Raw genomic sequence first — 18075 nt, forward strand, 5'->3', positions numbered from 1 at the left:
CTGCCATTGCTTCCCTCGAACGGGGAAGCGTGTCCCAAGCCCTGGTCGCCGGCCGACATTTTCGACGTGAATGCGCAGCCAAAACTCAACCGCCGCCGGCTACGCCATTTCGGGACGTTTTGACGCCTCGCGGATCGCCTTGTGCACGCCGCGCTGCAGATCCATGAACGCCGGCGTTTCCATGACCTCTTCGCGGCGCGGGCGTTCAATATCGACATTGAAGGTCTGGGTGATGCGTCCGGGGCCAATGCCCATGACGACGATCCGGTCGGAGAGATAGACGGCCTCCTCGACGTCATGGGTGACGAACAGCACTGTCAGCCTGTGTTCTTCCCAGATTTGGGTCAGGAGTTCCTGCATCTGATGCCTGGTCAAGGCATCCAGCGCGCCAAAGGGCTCGTCCATCAGCAGCATTTTCGGTCGATAGGAGAGCGCGCGCGCAATGGCGACGCGCTGCTTCATGCCGCCTGAAAGTTCGGAGGGATAGCGATCGGCGCTGTGCGGCAGCTTGACCAGTTCGAGATGCTCGAGCGCGATCCGCCGGCAGGTCGCACGGTCATGGCCGGCGGCCTTGAGGGCAAACTCGATGTTCTGCTGCGCCGTCAGCCAGGGAAGCAGCGTGTAGGACTGGAAGACGACGCCGCGATCGAGCCCCGGCTGAAGGATTGGCGCACCGTCGATGGCAAGATCGCCGGCGTCGAAATCCTGCAGTCCGGCGACGATCGAAAGCAGCGTGCTCTTACCGCAGCCCGATGTGCCCACCAGCGAGACGAATTCGTTGTCGGCAAGATCGAGATTGATGTCGCGCAGCACTTCCGTGCGCCGTTCCCCCGAGCCAAAACTCTTGTGGAGGCCTCCGATGTGCAATTTGGGAACACTCATCGGCTGCATCTCATTGCGAGTGGCCATCCTGCCGGAACAGTACTTTCTCAAGCGCCTTCATGACCTGGTCCGTGACTAGGCCGAGGACGCCCAGCAGCAGGATGTAGCCGATGATGGTGTTGGTCTGGAAATAGCGCTGCGACACCGTGATGCGATAGCCGAGGCCGGAGGTCGCCGCTACGAGTTCCGCCAGCACGAGCCATGTCCAGGCCCAGCCGAGGCTGATGCGCAGCGTGTCCCAGATACCCGGCAAGGCACTCGGCACCACGATGCGGGTCAGGATCTTGCGATCCGGCAGGCCGAGTGTCCGCCCAAGACCGATGAAATCCTTCGGCACCCGTTTCACATTGTCCATGATCATCAGGACCTGCTGAAAGAAGGTGCCGATGAAGATGATCAGGAATTTCTGCGTGTCTCCCGTACCCGCCCAGAGGATGGACAAGGGCACGAAAGCGACCACCGGCATGTAGCGGATGAAATCCACCAGCGGCTCGACCGCTGCTTCCCACGACCTGAAACTGCCGATCAGCACGCCGATCGGGATTGCCAGGGCCGAGGCAATCAAGAATCCGATGGAGATACGGTACATCGACGCTTTGAGGTCGATCCACAGCGTGCCGTCGCCGGCGAGCTTGGCGAGCTGGCTTGCCACACTGCCGGGCGATGGCAGGAAGATCGCTTTCACCGCCCCAAGGCCTGTGGCTGCCCACCAGGCAAGACCGAGCCCAATGAACACCACAACGGCAATCATCACGAAGCGCGACCGGGCGATGGGCACGCCGATCCCCGAGGATCGGCGGCGCGCCGGCGCGCGTTTCGTGACTGGCTCCGAAGGCGGGCTCGTGGTCACAGCACGCTCCTCGGCCGTTTCGTTGCCACGTCAGGCCTTTGTCACTCAGCCGCCTTGACGAAAGCCGGATCGATCATCTGCTCGGGCGTCACATCGGCCTGAAGCAGCTTGGCGTTCTTGGCGGCGGCTTCGACATCGGCAAACGTCTTGGTCGAGAAATCGCCGGTCAATGCCGTCTTGTTTTCGGCGAGCGAATAGTAGCGCACGCCGTCAAACGCCGTGTTGAGATCTTCGACGCTCGCGCCGACCGCCTTGGAGATGATGGCGCGGCCACCAGGCGTATCGGCGGTGTAGTCCTTCAGGGCTGCATCCCAGGTCTTGATCATGGCCAGCACCTGCCCCGGGCGCGACTTGATCACCTCATCGCGCACCACCAGCACGTCGCTGATCAGGCCGGGATCCTCTCCGGCGGTGAAGATCAGTTTGAAGTCCTTGTTCTGCGCCATGGCCACGGTGAGATAGGGCTCATAGGTGACCGCGACCGGAACCTGACCGGCGATCAACGCGCCGCCTGCATCGGACGCCGGCATCGGCACCGGCACGATATCGTCGATGGACATGCCGTTTTTGGCCAGCGCATATTTGAGCAGGATATCGCTCGTCGTGCCTTCCTCGAAGGCGACCTGCTTGCCCTTGAGATCCTTGACCGACGTGATGTCCTTGCCGGCGATCATGGCGTCGGCCGTCATCGAGACATCGAGCAGCAGCACGATTTTCACCGGCAGGCCGGCGGCAACCATACCCATCGCCGTGTGGGTCGCGATGTTGGCTGCATCGAGCTGGCCGCTCGCCAGGGCAGCGTTGATATCCTTGTCCTGGGCGAAGTTCACGATCTGGACGTCCGCCAGCCCGTTTGCCTTGAACAGATCCTTGGCCTCGGCGATATGCCACTGGCCATATCCAAGCCACGGTTCGATGCCGATCTTGAATGAACCCGCCTCGGGCGTGGTGGGAATGGTCGCATCGGCCGCATTTGCGGCCTGGCTGGCGGCGATGCCGATGGCCGCAGCCATGAACAGCGCGCGAAATTGTCCTGTGAGGTTACGCATCGTCATTGTTCCCCTTGATGCCGGATCACTTCTTCAACAAAGCACCGGTCTGGTGAGAAGGCGGGTTCTGCTCTCGCGGCTCTTGCCCTGGCGTTTTTCCGCAGCCTTCATGGAAGTGCAGCGGCATTTCAACGTCGGCGAAAGCCGTTGTCAAGAAGTAAAACTACATACATGCATATACAAGCCATGGCTTCTCCTGGTCAGGCATTTTTGGAAGGAGAATAGCGGCTGCCGAGGGTGTAACGGCTGCCCGCATAGGTCAGTTTGCTGATCGTCGCGACCACGGCGCCGGTCCATGTGCGGCGATGCAGAAAGAGGCAGCAATCGCCGACCTCGATGCCCAGATGCAGCGCGGTCTCAGTATCCGCCGGGATGGCCGCGATGATGTGCTCGACCTCGGTCACCGGGGTCTTCTGCATGAGGTAGTCATACGTCGCCGTCTTCGTGAAATCCTGCTTGTCATAGTCGGGGATGAGGCTCGGATTGACGAAGCGCTCTTCGACCTGCACGGGTAGGTCGTTCTCGAAATTGACAACGACGGAATGGTAGACGGCAACCCGTTTGGCCATCTCGAAGGAAAGCATCAGTTCCTTTGCCGGCATGATGGTTTCGAGGACGAGCACTTCGGAACGGTGCTTGTTGCCGCGCCCGACAATCTCCGCCGCTATGTTGTTGATCTCCAGCAGGGCCGACTGCGGCCGCGGCGGCGCAATGAACGTTCCAACGCCCTGAATGCGGACCAGAAATCCGGCCGACGTCAGCTCCCTCAAGGCCCGATGGATGGTCATCCTGGAAACGCCGAGCGATGCCACGAGTTCGTTTTCGGACGGCAGCTTGCGGTCCTTGCTCCATCGCCCGGTCCCGATGTTGGTCAGGATGTAGTCCTTCACCTTTTCGTAGAGCGGGCTCGCCGTATTGGGCAAGGTGTTCATCTTCAAAGTCCTTTCCGGCAATCTGTCGAAAGTCATGCGCCCTCTGCAGGTTGCTGCATCCGGATGATCGTTTTCAAGCCATCGGCTCGCCCCGCCAACAACCGCTCATAGGCAGCGGGAACGTCATCGAGGCCGACCTCGCGGTCGATCAGCTCGATCAGGGGCTGCGTCAGTTCACCGAGCATCGCAATGGCGTCGGGAAGCTCGTCCGCAAACGCATGGCAGCCCAGCATTGTGATTTCCCGTTCAACCAGAGTGTTGGGATCGATATCGAGACGGCCATGGAATATGCCGACCATTGCCACCGCGCCGCCCGGATCGAGAACACCCAGCAGTTGCTCGAGTACGGCGATGCTGCCTGTCGCTTCGACAGCGGCGAGCAAGGGGGCATGCGACGTGGCCGCGGCGATGGCTTCGCGGTTCAGCGCGACAGGCACGGCGCCGGTGACCCGCGCCACCAGCGCGCAGCGGCTCGGGTTGCGATCGGTGACCAGAATGGTCCCCTGGAATGTTCGGGAGAGCAGCAAGGCAACGAGACCGCCGATAGGGCCGCAACCGGTGACGAGGACGGAACGTCCGTTTTTAGGCAGGCGCCGCACGGCATGCAAAGCCACCGCAAGCGGCTCGGCCATTGCCGCAACCCGCTCGTCAAGGGCGGCATCGACGATGTGCAGGAGACGGGCGGGCAAGACGGCCTCTTCGGCGAAGCCGCCATCGCAGACTTCACCGACAAATCCAAGCGAGCTGCAGTGCTGCCTGCGCCCCGCTCTGCACTCAGCACAGTCTCCGCACCAGAAGCGCGAGTCGGCGACGACCCTGTCGCCGACGGCGAGCGTGTCCACGCCCTCCCCGACCGCGGTGACCTCGCCTGTCAGTTCATGACCCGCCGTCGACGGAGACCGGCTTATCCACTGGCCCGTCCGAAAATTATGGAGGTCCGAGCCGCAAATGCCAGCGGCCGTGACCTTCAGCTTCACCCAGCCCGCATCGGGATCGCTTGGTGCCGCGATGTCTTCGACGCGCAAGTCACCGGGTCCATGCAGGCGTACGGCTTTCATGGCGACCCCTTAGAGATAGCGGTTGCGGATCTCTGAAATCGCATTTTCGTGGGAACTGAAACCCTCGTAGCGGGCCAGCTTGCGCGCATGCCCGGCGAGTTCCGGATAGGCTGCCGAGGTGACATAGCCGACGGACGAGCGCTTGACGAAATCCGTCACCGAAAGCGGCCCGTAGGTTCGCGCCCAGCGGCTGGTCGGCAGCACTGCATTGGGTCCGAGGACAAAGTTGGCGAGCGTCACCGGCGTGTGCGGCCCCATCAGGATTTCGGCCGCTTCGGTGATCTGCCCAAGGTGCGCAAACGGCTCCTTCGACAGGATCTCGAGGTGCTCGGGCGCATAGTCGTTGATGAATCGGTAGCTGTCTTCCAATGACGCCGTCAGCACGATGCCGCCGCGCTTTCCGGTCAGCACCGCACGCGAAAATTCGACACGATGCTCGGTCATCCGCGACCAGTGTTCCGGAATGGCGGCAAGGGCGGCTTCAGCAACCTTGCGGCTGTGCGTGACGATATAGGCCGATGAATCAGGCCCATGCTCGGCCTCGATCAAAAGGTCGAGGGCAGCAAGGCCGCCGTCGATGCTATCGTCGACAAAGATGATCGCTTCGGAGGGGCCGGCCGGAAGACCGGTGTTGATGACCGAGGACAACAGGCTCTTTGCCGCAACCACCCACGGGCTGCCAGGACCGACGATCTTGACGGCTGGCTTCACCGTCTCGGTGCCATAAGCGACTGCGGCGACAGCCTGGGCGCCGCCGCATTTGTAGACGGTCTCGACGCCGGCAAGGCGCGCGGCGACCAGTGTTGCGGCGTCCACGGAGCCATCCGATGTCGGCGGCGTCACGATCGCGATCTGCGGCACCCCGGCGATCACGGCGGGAACCGAGGTCATCATCGTCACCGATGGAAAGGCACCCTTGCCGCGTGGCACGTAAAGCGCAACCGAAGCGATCGGCGTGTATCGGTCGCCGGCATAGGCGCCTGGCCGAACCTCCTTCAGCCACATCGGTTCCGGCCGCTGCTCCAGGTGGAAACTGCGGATGTTGCCGATACCGTATTTGATGCTCTCGGTGACATCCTTTTCGACCGTGTCGAACGCCGCGTCGAATTCGGCCTCCGAGACCTTCAGCTCACCTTCGGCCACACTGGCCTTGTCGAACTCCCTGGCGAACCGGATCAGCGCCGCATCGCCTTCATCCCTGACCGACTGGATGATCGGCCGGACCTTCTCGACGAAAGTCGACAGATCGCCTTCGGCTCGCTTCAGCAAATCGGCTCGCTGGCCAGCATCGATCGACGACAGATCGTGAAAGCTGATGTCAGACATGGGTGTTCCTTCTCCTGGAAAATATCAACATGCCGACAGCGGCTCTCGCAAAGTATGTACAACCACATACAAGATGCCAAGTTGATTCTCGCTGTCCGGCCCCGCGCCGCAGCGCGGCTGACGTCAGCCGGTCATATCGACGCCAGAAAACCGCCATCGACCGGGATCGACTGTCCGGTTATGTAGCCAGCAGCATCGGACGCCAGGAACACGGCGACCCCATGCAGGTCGGCGACATCGCCAAAGCGTCTCTGCGGTATCTTGGCAAGCATTGCCCGCTGCCATGTCTCATCGCTGTAAAAGACATCGGTCATGGCTGTCCGGAAGTATCCGGGCGCGATGGCGTTGACGCGGATGCCGAGCTCCGCCCACTCCGCCGCCAGTGCGCGCGTCATGCCGAGCAGGCCCGATTTCGACGAACCGTACGGCACCGCTGTCGGCACGCCGACTTCGGATGTCAGGGAGCAGAGATTGATGATGACGCCTGGTCGCTCCGCCTCTCTCATATGGCGGGCGGCAGCCTGGGCGCAGAAGAACGCCCCCTTGAGATTGGTGTCGACGATCCTGTCCCACAGGGCTTCGTCAACCTCGAGTGAAGGCCGGACCTCTTCCACGCCGGCATTGTTGACGAGGACGTCGAGCCCACCGAGCAGGTGGGCTGCCTCCGCAACCGCGCTCCTGCAGCTACCGACATCGGTGACGTCAAGCGCCAGCGCATGCGCGATCCCACCGGCTTGACGTATGGCCGCAATCGTTTCGTCGAGGGACGGTAAGGCACGTGCGGTGACTGCGACATCGGCGCCGGCAGCACTCAAAGCCTCGGCAATGCTGCGCCCAATGCCGCGGCTGGCGCCGGTGATCAGCGCTCTTTTACCGGAAAGGTCGAAAAGAGAAGCATTGCGCATGGAGTCCATCCCCTCGGTGCCGTCTTCCGATGCGCCGGCCCATTCGCCGTCTCGCGACCATCTAACGGTGGTTGCCCACGCTGGCATACATGCCGGTGGTGCGAAATTGCGTCGGGTTGATGCCGTACAGGCGGCGGAAGACTTTCGAAAAATAGTTGGCATCTTCGAAGCCGCACATGATGGCCACTTCCTTCACCGGCAGGAAGTCGGCCTTCGTCAGCAATTTCGCCGCACGCTGCAGCCGCTGCTGCAGCACGAATTCGGCCGGCGGCAGGCCCTCGCTCTCGGCGAAGCAGCGCGAGAAATGCGCGCGGCTGAGCCCGCTGATCCCCGCCAGATCGTCGACCGACAGCGGCCTGTCGAGATTGGCCTTGATGTGATCGATCACCGGCTGCATGGGGCTTTTCTCGTCGGTGAAGGCATGCGAGCCGAACACATCGTCATAGAGCGCCATCGCCGCCTCGTAGGCGACGGCGGACGCGGCTCCGGGCGAGGCCGCGCCCTTGACCAGGCGCACGCTGCAGTCGGCGAGATGATCGATCGTCGACGGCTGCAACCGCAGCACCGGGCCGACGGCGGCAAGCACCAGTTTGTGGATGCGCAGCGCCTCATCGCCGTTCATCGATATCCAGAAATATTCCCAGCGCTCGCCCTTGGCCAGCCAGTAGCGGTGATTGTGCGGCACCAGCACCAGCAGCGTGTCGCCCTTTTGCAGGCGGTAGTTGCGGTTCTCGTAGCGCAGCCTGCCAGTGCCGCTGATTGTGTGCTGGAGCACGGTAAACGGCGTTTGGCCGCGCTTGCGCCCATCCCAGTCGTAGATTTCGTTCTCGCGCACTTCGTAGCCGGTGCTGGTCGGCATGGTGTGCAGGCGCTGACGGCCGCGCGGCAGCGAGACGGTTCTGGCCGATGGTCCGGTGTCGATCAGGTCGCGCAGCACAAAATTACCCCTGAAAGCACAATCCTTCTCTGGTCGCATTCCTCAATAGGCGCATAATCCCTCCCGAAAGCATAAGAAGCCGCGGTCGAGGAGCGGTCAGGAGGAGACGCCGGATTCCCGTTTGTCGTGGCTCTATGCCGCGGCATGTGGATCAAATTTCCTTTTGCCGCCCTTACCTAACATTTCGGCAGGATCGAGGTGAAGTGATGAGTTTCAAAATCGCCATCATCGGCGCGGGCAGCGTCGGCTTCACCAAGAAGTTGTTTACCGACATTCTGTGCGTTCCGGAATTCAGGGATGTCGAATTCGCGCTGACCGACCTTAGCCAGCACAATCTCGGAATGATCAAGGAGATCCTCGACAAGATCGTCGAATTCAACAAATTGCCGACCCGGGTCACGGCGACAACCGATCGCCGCGCTGCCCTCGAGGGGGCTCGCTATATCATCAGCTGCGTGCGCGTCGGTGGCCTCGAAGCCTATGCCGACGACATCCGAATCCCGTTGAAATATGGCATCGACCAGTGCGTCGGCGATACGATCTGCGCCGGCGGCATTCTTTACGGCCAGCGCAACATCCCGGTCATTCTCGACTTCTGCAAGGACATCCGCGAACTCGCCGAGCCTAGCGCGAAATTCCTCAACTATGCCAACCCGATGGCGATGAACACCTGGGCGGCAATCGAGTATGGCAAGGTGGATACCGTTGGCCTCTGCCATGGCGTCCAGCACGGCGCCGAGCAGATCGCCGAAGTGCTCGGTGCCAAATCGCACAGCGAACTCGACTATGTCTGCTCCGGCATCAACCATCAGACCTGGTTCATCGACCTGCGGCTCAACGGCCGCAAGATCGGCAAGGACGAGTTGGTTGCGGCTTTCGAGGCGCATCCGGTTTTTTCGCAGCAGGAAAAGCTGCGTATCGATGTGTTGAAGCGCTTCGGCGTCTACTCGACCGAAAGCAACGGCCACCTTTCCGAATATCTGCCCTGGTACCGCAAGCGGCCAGACGAAATCACCCGCTGGATCGACATGTCGGACTGGATCCATGGCGAAACCGGCGGCTACCTTCGCCACTCCACGGAAACGCGCAACTGGTTCGAAACGGAATTTCCGCAATTTCTCGAATCCGCTGCCAGGCCGATCGATCCTGCCAAGCGCTCCAACGAGCATGCGAGCCACATTCTGGAAGCGCTGGAGACCAACCGCGTCTATCGCGGCCATTTCAACGTCAAGAACAATGGCGTCATCACCAACCTGCCGCAGGACGCGATCATCGAGTCGCCGGGCTTCGTCGATCGCTTCGGCATCAACATGGCCGCCGGCATCACGCTGCCGGAAGCCTGCGCCGCCACCTGCATTTCCTCGATCAATGTCCAGCGCATGTCGGTTCATGCGGCGATATCAGGCGATATCGACCTTTTGAAACTGGCGGTCCTGCACGACCCGCTGGTCGGCGCCGTCTCGACGCCGGAAGAAGTCTGGCAAATGGTCGATGAGATGGTCGTCGCCCAGGCCAACTGGCTGCCGCAATACGCCCATGCCATTCCGGCCGCGAAGGAACGGCTTTCGAAATCCAGGGTCAAGACCCGCGAATGGGCAGGCGCCGCACGCCGCGACGTCCGCTCGATCGAGGAGCTGCGCACCGAAAAGGCGGCCCTCAAACAGGCCGTCTGAGCGACAGGCAGAACGGATCACGGCTGATTTTCGGAGGAGATCACCGACCGCATATCTCGAGGAGCAATGGAGTGGCGCAAGCGCTCCGAAACAACAACAGGGAGGAGAGACGATGACGAGTTTCCGAAACATTGGCATTCTTGCCGGGCTGGCGCTGAGCGTGTCCGCCGCGGCGTTGACTGCGCACGCATCCGAACCGACCGTGCCGCCGGCGCCCGCACAATTTCCCGCCGAGGGAAAAATCACCTATGTGGCGCGCGACTCCATCCTGGAGTTCAAGGCGCTGCCCGAATACCACGAGCCCGATTGGGTCACGCAGAAATACGTCAAGACCGGCGAACTGCCGCCGGTCAAGGATCGGCTGCCGAAGGAGCCGCTGGTCTTCAAGACCGCCAACATGCAGGACGGCATCGGCGTCTACGGCGATACGATGCGCCATGTCATCGGCGGCCGGCCGGAAGGCTGGAACTATGGCGCCGGCCAGACGCAAGGTTGGGGCGGCATCGATATCGGCCTTTCCGAATGCTTGACGCGCACCGCGCCGCTGTTCCAGGTCGAGGCCAAGGACACCGAGCCGCTGCCGAACCTGGCCAAAAGCTGGGACTGGTCGAAGGACGGCCACAAGCTGACGATGCACCTGGTCGAAGGCGCCAAATGGTCTGACGGTGTTGCGTTCAATGCCGACGACGTCATGTTCTACTGGGATGACGAGGTCGTCGACCCGAATGTCTCGCCGCTCAACGGCGCCACCCCGGAAACCTTTGGCGTCGGCACGACGCTGAAGAAAATCGATGACTACACCGTCGAGTGGACCTTCAAGGAAGCCTTCCCGAAGCAATATCTCTATGCCATGGCCTACGGCACCTTCTGCCCCGGCCCGGCGCATATCTTGAAGCCGCACCACCCGAAATATTCGAAGAACACCTACGAGCAGTTCAAGAACGCCTTCCCACCGGAATATATGAACATGCCGGTGATGGGCGCCTGGGTGCCGGTCGAATACCGGCCGGACGACATCATCGTGCTGCGGCGCAATCCCTACTATTGGAAGGTCGACGAGAAGGGCAACCAGTTGCCTTACCTCAATGAGCTTCACTACAAACTGTCGACTTGGGCAGACCGCGATGTCCAGGCGGTAGCAGGGGCTGCCGATTTCTCGAATCTCGAGCAGCCTGAAAACTTCGTCGCCTCGCTGAAGCGTGCGGCGGAAAAGGACGCACCGGCCCGCCTCGCCTTCGGCCCGCGTCTGATCGGCTACAATTTGCGCATGAACTTCTCCGCCAATGGCTGGGGCAACCCGGACGAACGCGGGCAGGCGATCCGCGAGCTGAACCGCAATGAGGACTTCCGCAAGGCCGTCACCATGGCACTCGACCGCAAGGCGCTCGGCGACTCGCTGGTCAAGGGTCCGTTCACCGCGATCTATCCCGGCGGCCTCTCCTCAGGCACAAGCTTCTATGACCGGAATTCAACCGTCTACTATCCATTCGATCTCGAAGGCGCCAAGGCAGAGCTCGCCAAGGCAGGCTTGAAGGATACGGATGGCGACGGCTTCGTGAACTTCCCGGCCGGCACCGCCGGCGGCAAGAACGTCGAGATCGTGATGTTGGTCAACAACGACTACACCACCGACAAGAGTCTCGCCGAAGGTGTCGTCGGCCAGATGGAAAAGCTTGGCCTGCGCATTGTCCTCAACGGGCTCGACGGCACCCAGCGCGACGCCTCACAATATTCCGGCCGCTTCGACTGGCTGGTACGGCGTAACGACCAGGAGCTCACCTCCGTCGTGCAGAACACCGAGCAACTGGCCCCTGTCGGTCCGAAGACCAGCTGGAACCATCGCGCCCCGGAAAGCGGCCAGGTCGATCTGATGCCGTTCGAGAAGGACCTTGTCGACATCGTCAACAAGTTCGTCTCGACGCAGGACAATGACGAGCGCGCCAGCCTGATGAAGCAGTTCCAGAAGATCTCGACGGAACACATCTACACGATCGGCCTGACGGAATATCCGGGCGCGCTGATCATCAACAAGCGCTTCTCGAACATCCTGCAAGGCACGCCGATCTTCATGTTCAACTGGGCCGAAGACTCGATCATCCGCGAACGTGTCTGGGTCGCCGCCGACAAACAGGGCAAGTATGAGCTGTTCCCCGAACAATTGCCCGGCAAGCCCGGAGACAAGGGTCCGATGAACTAAGCAGAAACTTAAGGCGCGCCGCACTGCGACGCGCTTTAAGATCCTCCCAGACGAAAAGACCTTCCGGCCGCGCCGCGAGCGCGGCCGGACAAAAAAGAAACCGCCGGCTGCACCCACGAGGAGCATCTGCTGCAAAAGCGAAGCGAACCGTCCAATGTTACGATTCCTGCTCGTGCGCATAGCCTCCGCCATACCGGTGCTGGTCATCTTGAGCGCGGTCACTTTTGCCATCATCCAGGCACCGCCGGGCGACTACGCGGATTACATTCGCTCCCAGCTCATCAATCAGGGCGGCGCCTCCTTCGCCGAGGCCGACGCCCAGGCGCAGGCCTACCGGGTCGAGCACGGGCTCGATAAGCCGATGTTGGTCCAGTATTTCAACTGGATCGGCGGCATCGTCACCCACGGCGATTTCGGCTACAGCCTCTACTACAACAAGCCGGTTGCCGATGTGGTCGGCGAGCGCTTGCCGCGGACGTTGTTACTGGCGCTGGTTTGCCACATCCTGGCTTCCGTGCTCGGCATCGGTTTCGGCATCTGGGCAGCGACAAGACAGTATAGCTGGATTGACAGCGCGCTTTCGACCGTCGCCTTCCTCGGCATGACGGTGCCGCGCTTCCTGATGGCGCTGATCATCGTCTATCTTCTGGTTTTCAAGTTCAACGTGTCCGAGATCGGCAGCTTCTTCTCGCCGCAATATGGCGGGGCGCCATGGTCGTGGGCAAAATTCGCCGATCTCGTCAAACATGTCTGGCCGGTCGTGGCGATCGCAACTTTTGGCGGGCTTGCCTACAATATGCGCGTCATGCGCGGCAACCTGCTCGACACGCTGAATGCCCAATATGTCGAAACGGCCCGCGCCAAGGGCCTGGGCGGCGCTGCGGTCGTCATGCGCCATGCGGTGCCCAATGCACTGCATCCGCTTGTCATGTACCAGGGCGTGGTGCTGCCCTACATGTTGACCGGCGAGATCGAGACGGCAATCATCTTTGCGCTGCCGACCGTCGGGCCCGCGATCGTCGGCTCGATGGCGGTCGGCGACGTCTATGTCACCGCCACCTTCATGATGGTGCTGTCGGCGACACTGATCGTCGGCAACATCATCGCCGACATGCTGCTGGTCCTGCTCGACCCCCGCGTCCGCCAGTATGCGGGGGCTTGAGATGCTTGCCATCGATCCCTCCCTGCCGCCGCCTGTCGAAGAACCCGTCACGACGAGAACGTCGCATGGCAATGAAAGCTATATGGCGCTCGTCTGGCGTCGGCTGAAGCGATCCTGGACCGGCATGGCCGGGCTGATCCTGGTTGTATTTCTGGTGCTGATGGCGGTGTTCGCCGATTTCTTCGCCCCCATGGACCCCAAGGTGACCGATGTCGGTTTCGCGCCACCGCAAATGATGAGCTTCCACGACAAGGACGGCAATTTCGTCTTCCAGCCGCGTGTCTATGCGCTGGCCGATTCCGAAGAGCTTGACCCGGTCACCTTCCAGCCGGTCGTAGGACCGGACTATGACCACCCGCGCCTGCTCGGTTTCTTCGTCAAGGGCGCGGACTACAGGCTCCTTGGCCTGATCCCTGCCAACCGGCACTTCTTCGGCTCGACCGACGGCCTTCCGGTGCATTTCCTCGGCACCGACAAATTCGGCCGAGATGTGCTGGCCCGCGCCATCTATGGTTCGCGCATCTCCTTGATGATCGCGCTGACCGTGGTCTTCATCGTCACCGTGATCGGCACCACTGTCGGCATGGTTTCGGGCTATTTCGGTGGTGTGTTCGATGTCTGGGTGCAACGCTTCGTCGAACTGGTGCTCGCTTTTCCGCAATTGCCGCTCTACCTGGCGCTGACATCGCTGGTCCCGGTGACGGCGCCGACCAACGTCTTCCTGGCCTTTGTGATCATCGTCATGTCGGCACTCGGCTGGGCGCAGATGTCGCGCGAAGTCCGCGGCAAGACGCTGGCGCTGGCCCGGATCGACTATGTCCGTGCCGCGATCGCCGTCGGCGCCACCGACCGTCGCATCATCATGCAGCACATTTTCCCGAACGTAATGAGCCACGTCATCGTTGCCGTCACCTTGGCGATCCCGAGTGTCGTGCTGCTCGAATCGTTCCTGGGCTTCCTCGGTTTCGCGGTGAAGCCGCCGCTGATCTCCTGGGGGCTGATGCTGCAGGACACCGCGACCTATTCGGTCATCGGCACCTATCCCTGGATACTTGCGCCCGTCGGCTTCGTGCTCGTCACCGTCTTCGCGTTCAACGCGCTTGGCGATGGGCTGCGCGATGCAGTGGATCCTTATTGAGGTGATGTGATGGCTCTCGCACTCGTCAACACCTTCGCCCCGCCTGTCCGGCTCGATCATGACGGACGTTCGGAAAACCCGGTCATCGACGCCCGCAACATCGCGGTCGATTTCAAGGTCGAACACGGCACGGTCGAAGCCGTCAAGGACATCTCGTTCCAGCTCTATCGCGGCGAGACGATCGCCATCGTTGGCGAATCCGGATCGGGCAAGTCGGTGACGGCGCGCACCGTCATGGGGCTGCTGTCCAAGCGCGCCGTGGTGTCGGCGAAATCGACAGTCGAGTACGATGGCGCCAACATCCTGAAATTCTCCGAACGGGAGCGGCGCAAACTGCGCGGCGACCGCATTTCGATGATCTTCCAGGAGCCGATGAGTTCGCTCAATCCGATCTACACGATCGGCAGCCAGATCGTCGAGGCGATCCGGGTGCATCGCAAGGTGAGCCGCAAGCAGGCCGAGGCACGAGCCCTGGAATTGCTGCAACAGGTGCAGATACCAGACCCTTCCGCGCGGCTGCGGCAATATCCGCACCAGCTTTCCGGCGGCCAGCGCCAGCGTGTGATGATCGCCATGGCGCTCGCCAACGATCCGGACGTGCTGATCGCCGACGAGCCGACAACGGCGCTCGACGTCACGGTTCAGGCGCAGATCCTGAACCTCATTCGCAACCTGCAGAAACAATTGCGGATGGCGGTGATCCTGATCACCCACGACCTGACGGTGGTGCGGCAGTTCTCCGACTATGTCTATGTCATGCAGCACGGCGCCATGTGCGAGCACAATGTGACGGACAGGCTTTTCGCCGATCCGCAGCATCCCTATACAAAGCATTTGCTGGCCTCCGAACCGCGCGGCCAGGCCAATCCGCTGCCGGAAGGCGCCGGCATCATCCTCGATGCCAAGCGCGTGCGCGTCTCCTTCATGCTGCGGCATGGCACGTTCCTGAAACCGGACCTGCGCGAACTCGTCGCCGTCGACAGTCTCGACCTGACCCTTTGCCGCCACGAGACACTGGGCCTCGTCGGCGAATCCGGATCGGGCAAGACGACCTTCGGTGAAGCGCTGCTCAGGCTCAACACCAGCAGCGGCGGCGAGATCTATTTCGACGGCCAGCCGATCCATGGCCGGTCACGGGCGGAGATGCGACCGTTGCGCTCGCGCATGCAGATCGTCTTCCAGGATCCGTTTTCGTCGCTCAACCCGCGTATGACGATCGGCCAGATCATCGAGGAAGGGCTGGTCGTTAACCGGATCGGGGCGACCAAGAACGACCGCATCGACCGGGTGCGCGACGCGCTGACCAGCGCCGGCATGCCGGGCAACATCCTCTCGCGCTTCCCGCACGAGTTCTCCGGCGGCCAGCGCCAGCGCATCGCCATCGCCCGCGCCATTGCGCTGGAACCCGAGTTCATCGTGCTCGACGAGCCGACATCGGCGTTGGATCTCTCGGTCCAGGCGCAGATCATCGAACTGCTGCGCAAGCTGCAGCGCGAACGCGGCCTCAGCTACCTCTTCATCTCGCACGATCTCAAGGTCGTCCGCGCGCTCTGCCACCGTGTGATCGTCATGCAGCACGGCAAGATCGTCGAAGCGGGGCCGGTCAACGAAGTTCTGTCCAATCCCAAAACCGCCTACACGCAACGGCTCGTCAAAGCCGCTTTCGAGGTAGCCTGATTGCATTTGCCGGAGACTGTAATGACAAGAAATCCCAAGATCACATTCATCGGAGCTGGCTCCACGGTGTTCATGAAGAACATCGTCGGCGACGTGCTGCAGCGTCCGGCATTATCGGGGGCAAGCATCGCCCTGATGGACCTCAACCCGCAGCGCCTCGAAGAGAGCGCCATTGTCGTCAACAAGCTGATCTCGACTCTCGGCGTCAAGGCCAAGGCCGAAACCTATTCCGATCAGCGCAAGGCGCTGAAGGGCGCGGATTTCGTCGTCGTCGCCTTCCAGATCGGTGGCTACGAACCCTGCACGGTCACCGATTTCGAAGTCCCGAAGAAATACGGCCTGCGCCAGACCATCGCCGATACGCTGGGCGTCGGCGGCATCATGCGGGGCCTCAGAACCGTGCCGCATCTCTGGAAGGTCTGCGAGGACATGCTCGCCGTTTGCCCGCAGGCGATCATGCTGCAGTACGTCAACCCGATGGCGATCAACACCTGGGCGATATCAGAGAAATACCCCGAGATCAGGCAGGTCGGCCTCTGCCATTCGGTGCAGGGAACGGCGATGGAACTGGCGCACGACCTCGACATTCCCTACGAGGAAATCCGCTACCGCTCCGCCGGCATCAACCACATGGCCTTCTACCTCAAATTCGAGCATCGCCAGCCCGACGGCTCCTACCGCAACCTCTATCCCGATCTGGTGCGCGCCTATCGCGAAGGCCGGGCGCCAAAGCCAGGTTGGAATCCACGCTGCCCAAACAAGGTGCGCTATGAGATGCTGACGCGGCTCGGCTATTTCGTTACCGAAAGCTCGGAACATTTCGCCGAATACACGCCCTACTTCATCAAGGAAGGCCGCGACGATCTGATCGAAAAATTCGGCATCCCGCTCGATGAATATCCCAAGCGCTGCATCGAGCAGATCGAACGCTGGAAAGGGCAAGCCGAAGCCTATCGTTCCGCCGACAGAATCGAGGTCGAGCAGTCGAAGGAATATGCGTCCTCGATCATGAATTCGGTGTGGACGGGCGAGCCGTCGGTGATCTACGGCAACGTCCGCAACAATGGCTGTATCACCTCGCTGCCCACCAATTGCGCCGCCGAGGTGCCGTGCCTCGTCGATGCTTCCGGCATCCAGCCGACCTTTATCGGTGACCTGCCGCCGCAACTCACCGCCCTGATCCGCACCAACATCAACGTGCAGGAACTGACGGTTCAGGCACTGATGACGGAAAACCGCGAGCATATCTATCACGCGGCGATGATGGACCCGCACACGGCAGCCGAACTCGACCTCGACCAGATATGGTCGCTGGTGGATGAATTGCTCGCCACCCATGGCGACTGGCTTCCGGTCTGGGCGCGTAAAACGCCAGGAGCCCGGGCGGCCTGACCGTCGTTTCCAAAACCCGACTGGGAAGAACGAGGCGGCAATGACCGCCCGTTCCTGGAGCTCGGCTTCAGCCGAGCTCCAGGGTCGTTATCCCGAAAACTCCTGACGGGGCAGACACGCCTCCCCTGTACATCCGGGTCGTTGTGAAGCCCGGTGACAGACCAGCCGCCTCGAGCGCGGCGATGAACCCGCCATTGGTTGCGGGAGCGTCGATGTGCAGCGTGTCGCTTGCCTGCAAGCCTGCCAGTCCCGTCAAAAGTTGCAGCGCGATGTCCATATTGTCGGCGAACAAAGGCCCGATCTTGAAACCGTCGCGGCACGGCCGCGCGACGCCATAGCCGGAGATCCTTCCTCCGTTGACGACCGCAAACGCGTTGCGCGGTGGCCGCAACCATTCCTGTAGGAAGGCTTGCCGCGGCGCCGGAAAACAGTGGCGGTCGTAAGCCACGATATCGGTGACAAGGCCAGGCGTGACGGGCCGGATGTCGCCTCCGCTGGCCAGGCTGGCCGCGCGCCCGCTGTAGCGAACGGTGTCATAGGCAGGCACGAAGCCCATGCTGCGGTAATTGGCCTGCTGCTCTGCAACGCCGTCGAGACCGATGGTTCGGTTGCCAAGCCGCGCCATGCCTGCGTCCCACACCGCCTTGCCATGGCCCTCGCCACGCCGGTCCGGACGGCAGATGTAGAGGCCGATGAAGCCGAAATCGTCGCCATAGGCGACAGCCGAAATCCCGGCCACCATCTCGCCATCGACAAAAGCGCCGATGAAGCCACCTGGATCCGCCGCCCGGAACACCGCGGCATCGCCGAAGCCGGGGTTCCAGCCTTCGACAGCTGCCCAGTCGACAAGCGTTTCCACTTCGCTCTCAGCGAGCGTCCGGATCGTTCGAGGCATTG

At 61.8% G+C, this 18075-nt stretch carries 15 protein-coding genes; 6 read left to right on the forward strand and 9 right to left on the reverse strand.

The window, feature by feature from the left end:
- Window positions 1-99 precede the first annotated feature (99 nt).
- The 8 genes from AC1D0N_RS16625 to AC1D0N_RS16660 form a co-directional block, all read right to left on the reverse strand.
- A complete protein-coding gene (locus tag AC1D0N_RS16625; protein WP_477245676.1) occupies window positions 100-882 on the reverse strand; it encodes an ABC transporter ATP-binding protein in 783 nt (260 codons plus the stop codon).
- 10 nt (window positions 883-892) lie between these two features.
- On the reverse strand, window positions 893-1732 hold the full coding sequence (locus AC1D0N_RS16630) for an ABC transporter permease (RefSeq protein WP_477245678.1): 840 nt from the start codon (window positions 1730-1732) through the stop codon (window positions 893-895).
- Between the two features lie 41 nt (window positions 1733-1773).
- On the reverse strand, window positions 1774-2787 hold the full coding sequence (locus tag AC1D0N_RS16635; RefSeq protein WP_477245680.1) for an ABC transporter substrate-binding protein: 1014 nt from the start codon (window positions 2785-2787) through the stop codon (window positions 1774-1776).
- Between the two features lie 194 nt (window positions 2788-2981).
- Window positions 2982-3713 carry a histidine utilization repressor gene (hutC, locus tag AC1D0N_RS16640; protein WP_477245912.1) on the reverse strand — a complete coding sequence of 244 codons (732 nt, stop codon included), beginning with the start codon at window positions 3711-3713 and terminating at the stop codon, window positions 2982-2984.
- A 32-nt stretch (window positions 3714-3745) separates the two neighbouring features.
- Complete coding sequence (locus tag AC1D0N_RS16645; RefSeq protein WP_477245682.1) at window positions 3746-4771, reverse strand: zinc-dependent alcohol dehydrogenase; 1026 nt, start codon at window positions 4769-4771, stop codon at window positions 3746-3748.
- 9 nt (window positions 4772-4780) lie between these two features.
- Window positions 4781-6097, reverse strand: a complete 1317-nt coding sequence (hisD, locus tag AC1D0N_RS16650; RefSeq protein ID WP_477245684.1) for a histidinol dehydrogenase — start codon at window positions 6095-6097, stop codon at window positions 4781-4783.
- Window positions 6098-6228: 131 nt separating this feature from the next.
- Window positions 6229-7002, reverse strand: coding sequence for an SDR family NAD(P)-dependent oxidoreductase (locus AC1D0N_RS16655; protein WP_477245686.1), 774 nt, complete (start codon window positions 7000-7002; stop codon window positions 6229-6231).
- 61 nt (window positions 7003-7063) lie between these two features.
- Window positions 7064-7939 (reverse strand): AraC family ligand binding domain-containing protein, encoded by an 876-nt coding sequence (locus tag AC1D0N_RS16660; protein ID WP_477245687.1) that lies wholly within the window; start codon window positions 7937-7939, stop codon window positions 7064-7066.
- Between the two features lie 206 nt (window positions 7940-8145).
- Between AC1D0N_RS16660 and melA (AC1D0N_RS16665) the strand changes: the two genes are divergently transcribed.
- From melA (AC1D0N_RS16665) to melA (AC1D0N_RS16690), 6 genes are all read left to right on the forward strand, one after another.
- Window positions 8146-9612 (forward strand): alpha-galactosidase, encoded by a 1467-nt coding sequence (gene melA, locus AC1D0N_RS16665; protein ID WP_477245689.1) that lies wholly within the window; start codon window positions 8146-8148, stop codon window positions 9610-9612.
- Between the two features lie 112 nt (window positions 9613-9724).
- Complete coding sequence (locus AC1D0N_RS16670) at window positions 9725-11809, forward strand: ABC transporter substrate-binding protein (RefSeq protein WP_477245691.1); 2085 nt, start codon at window positions 9725-9727, stop codon at window positions 11807-11809.
- Window positions 11810-11963: 154 nt separating this feature from the next.
- The gene (locus AC1D0N_RS16675; RefSeq protein WP_477245693.1) at window positions 11964-12971 is read left to right on the forward strand and encodes an ABC transporter permease; all 1008 of its coding nucleotides are present in this window, start codon (window positions 11964-11966) and stop codon (window positions 12969-12971) included.
- Between the two features lies 1 nt (window position 12972).
- On the forward strand, window positions 12973-14109 hold the full coding sequence (locus AC1D0N_RS16680) for an ABC transporter permease (RefSeq protein WP_477245695.1): 1137 nt from the start codon (window positions 12973-12975) through the stop codon (window positions 14107-14109).
- A 9-nt stretch (window positions 14110-14118) separates the two neighbouring features.
- Complete coding sequence (locus AC1D0N_RS16685) at window positions 14119-15786, forward strand: ABC transporter ATP-binding protein (RefSeq protein ID WP_477245697.1); 1668 nt, start codon at window positions 14119-14121, stop codon at window positions 15784-15786.
- A 21-nt stretch (window positions 15787-15807) separates the two neighbouring features.
- Window positions 15808-17178, forward strand: a complete 1371-nt coding sequence (melA, locus tag AC1D0N_RS16690) for an alpha-galactosidase (protein WP_477245699.1) — start codon at window positions 15808-15810, stop codon at window positions 17176-17178.
- 67 nt (window positions 17179-17245) lie between these two features.
- Here melA (AC1D0N_RS16690) and AC1D0N_RS16695 read toward each other — a convergent pair whose 3' ends face one another.
- Window positions 17246-18073: a GNAT family N-acetyltransferase gene (locus AC1D0N_RS16695; RefSeq protein WP_477245701.1), complete on the reverse strand. Its 828-nt coding sequence runs from the start codon at window positions 18071-18073 to the stop codon at window positions 17246-17248.
- Between the last annotated feature and the right edge of the window lie 2 nt (window positions 18074-18075).

Source organism: Mesorhizobium sp. P2_E10, from assembly GCF_056404235.1.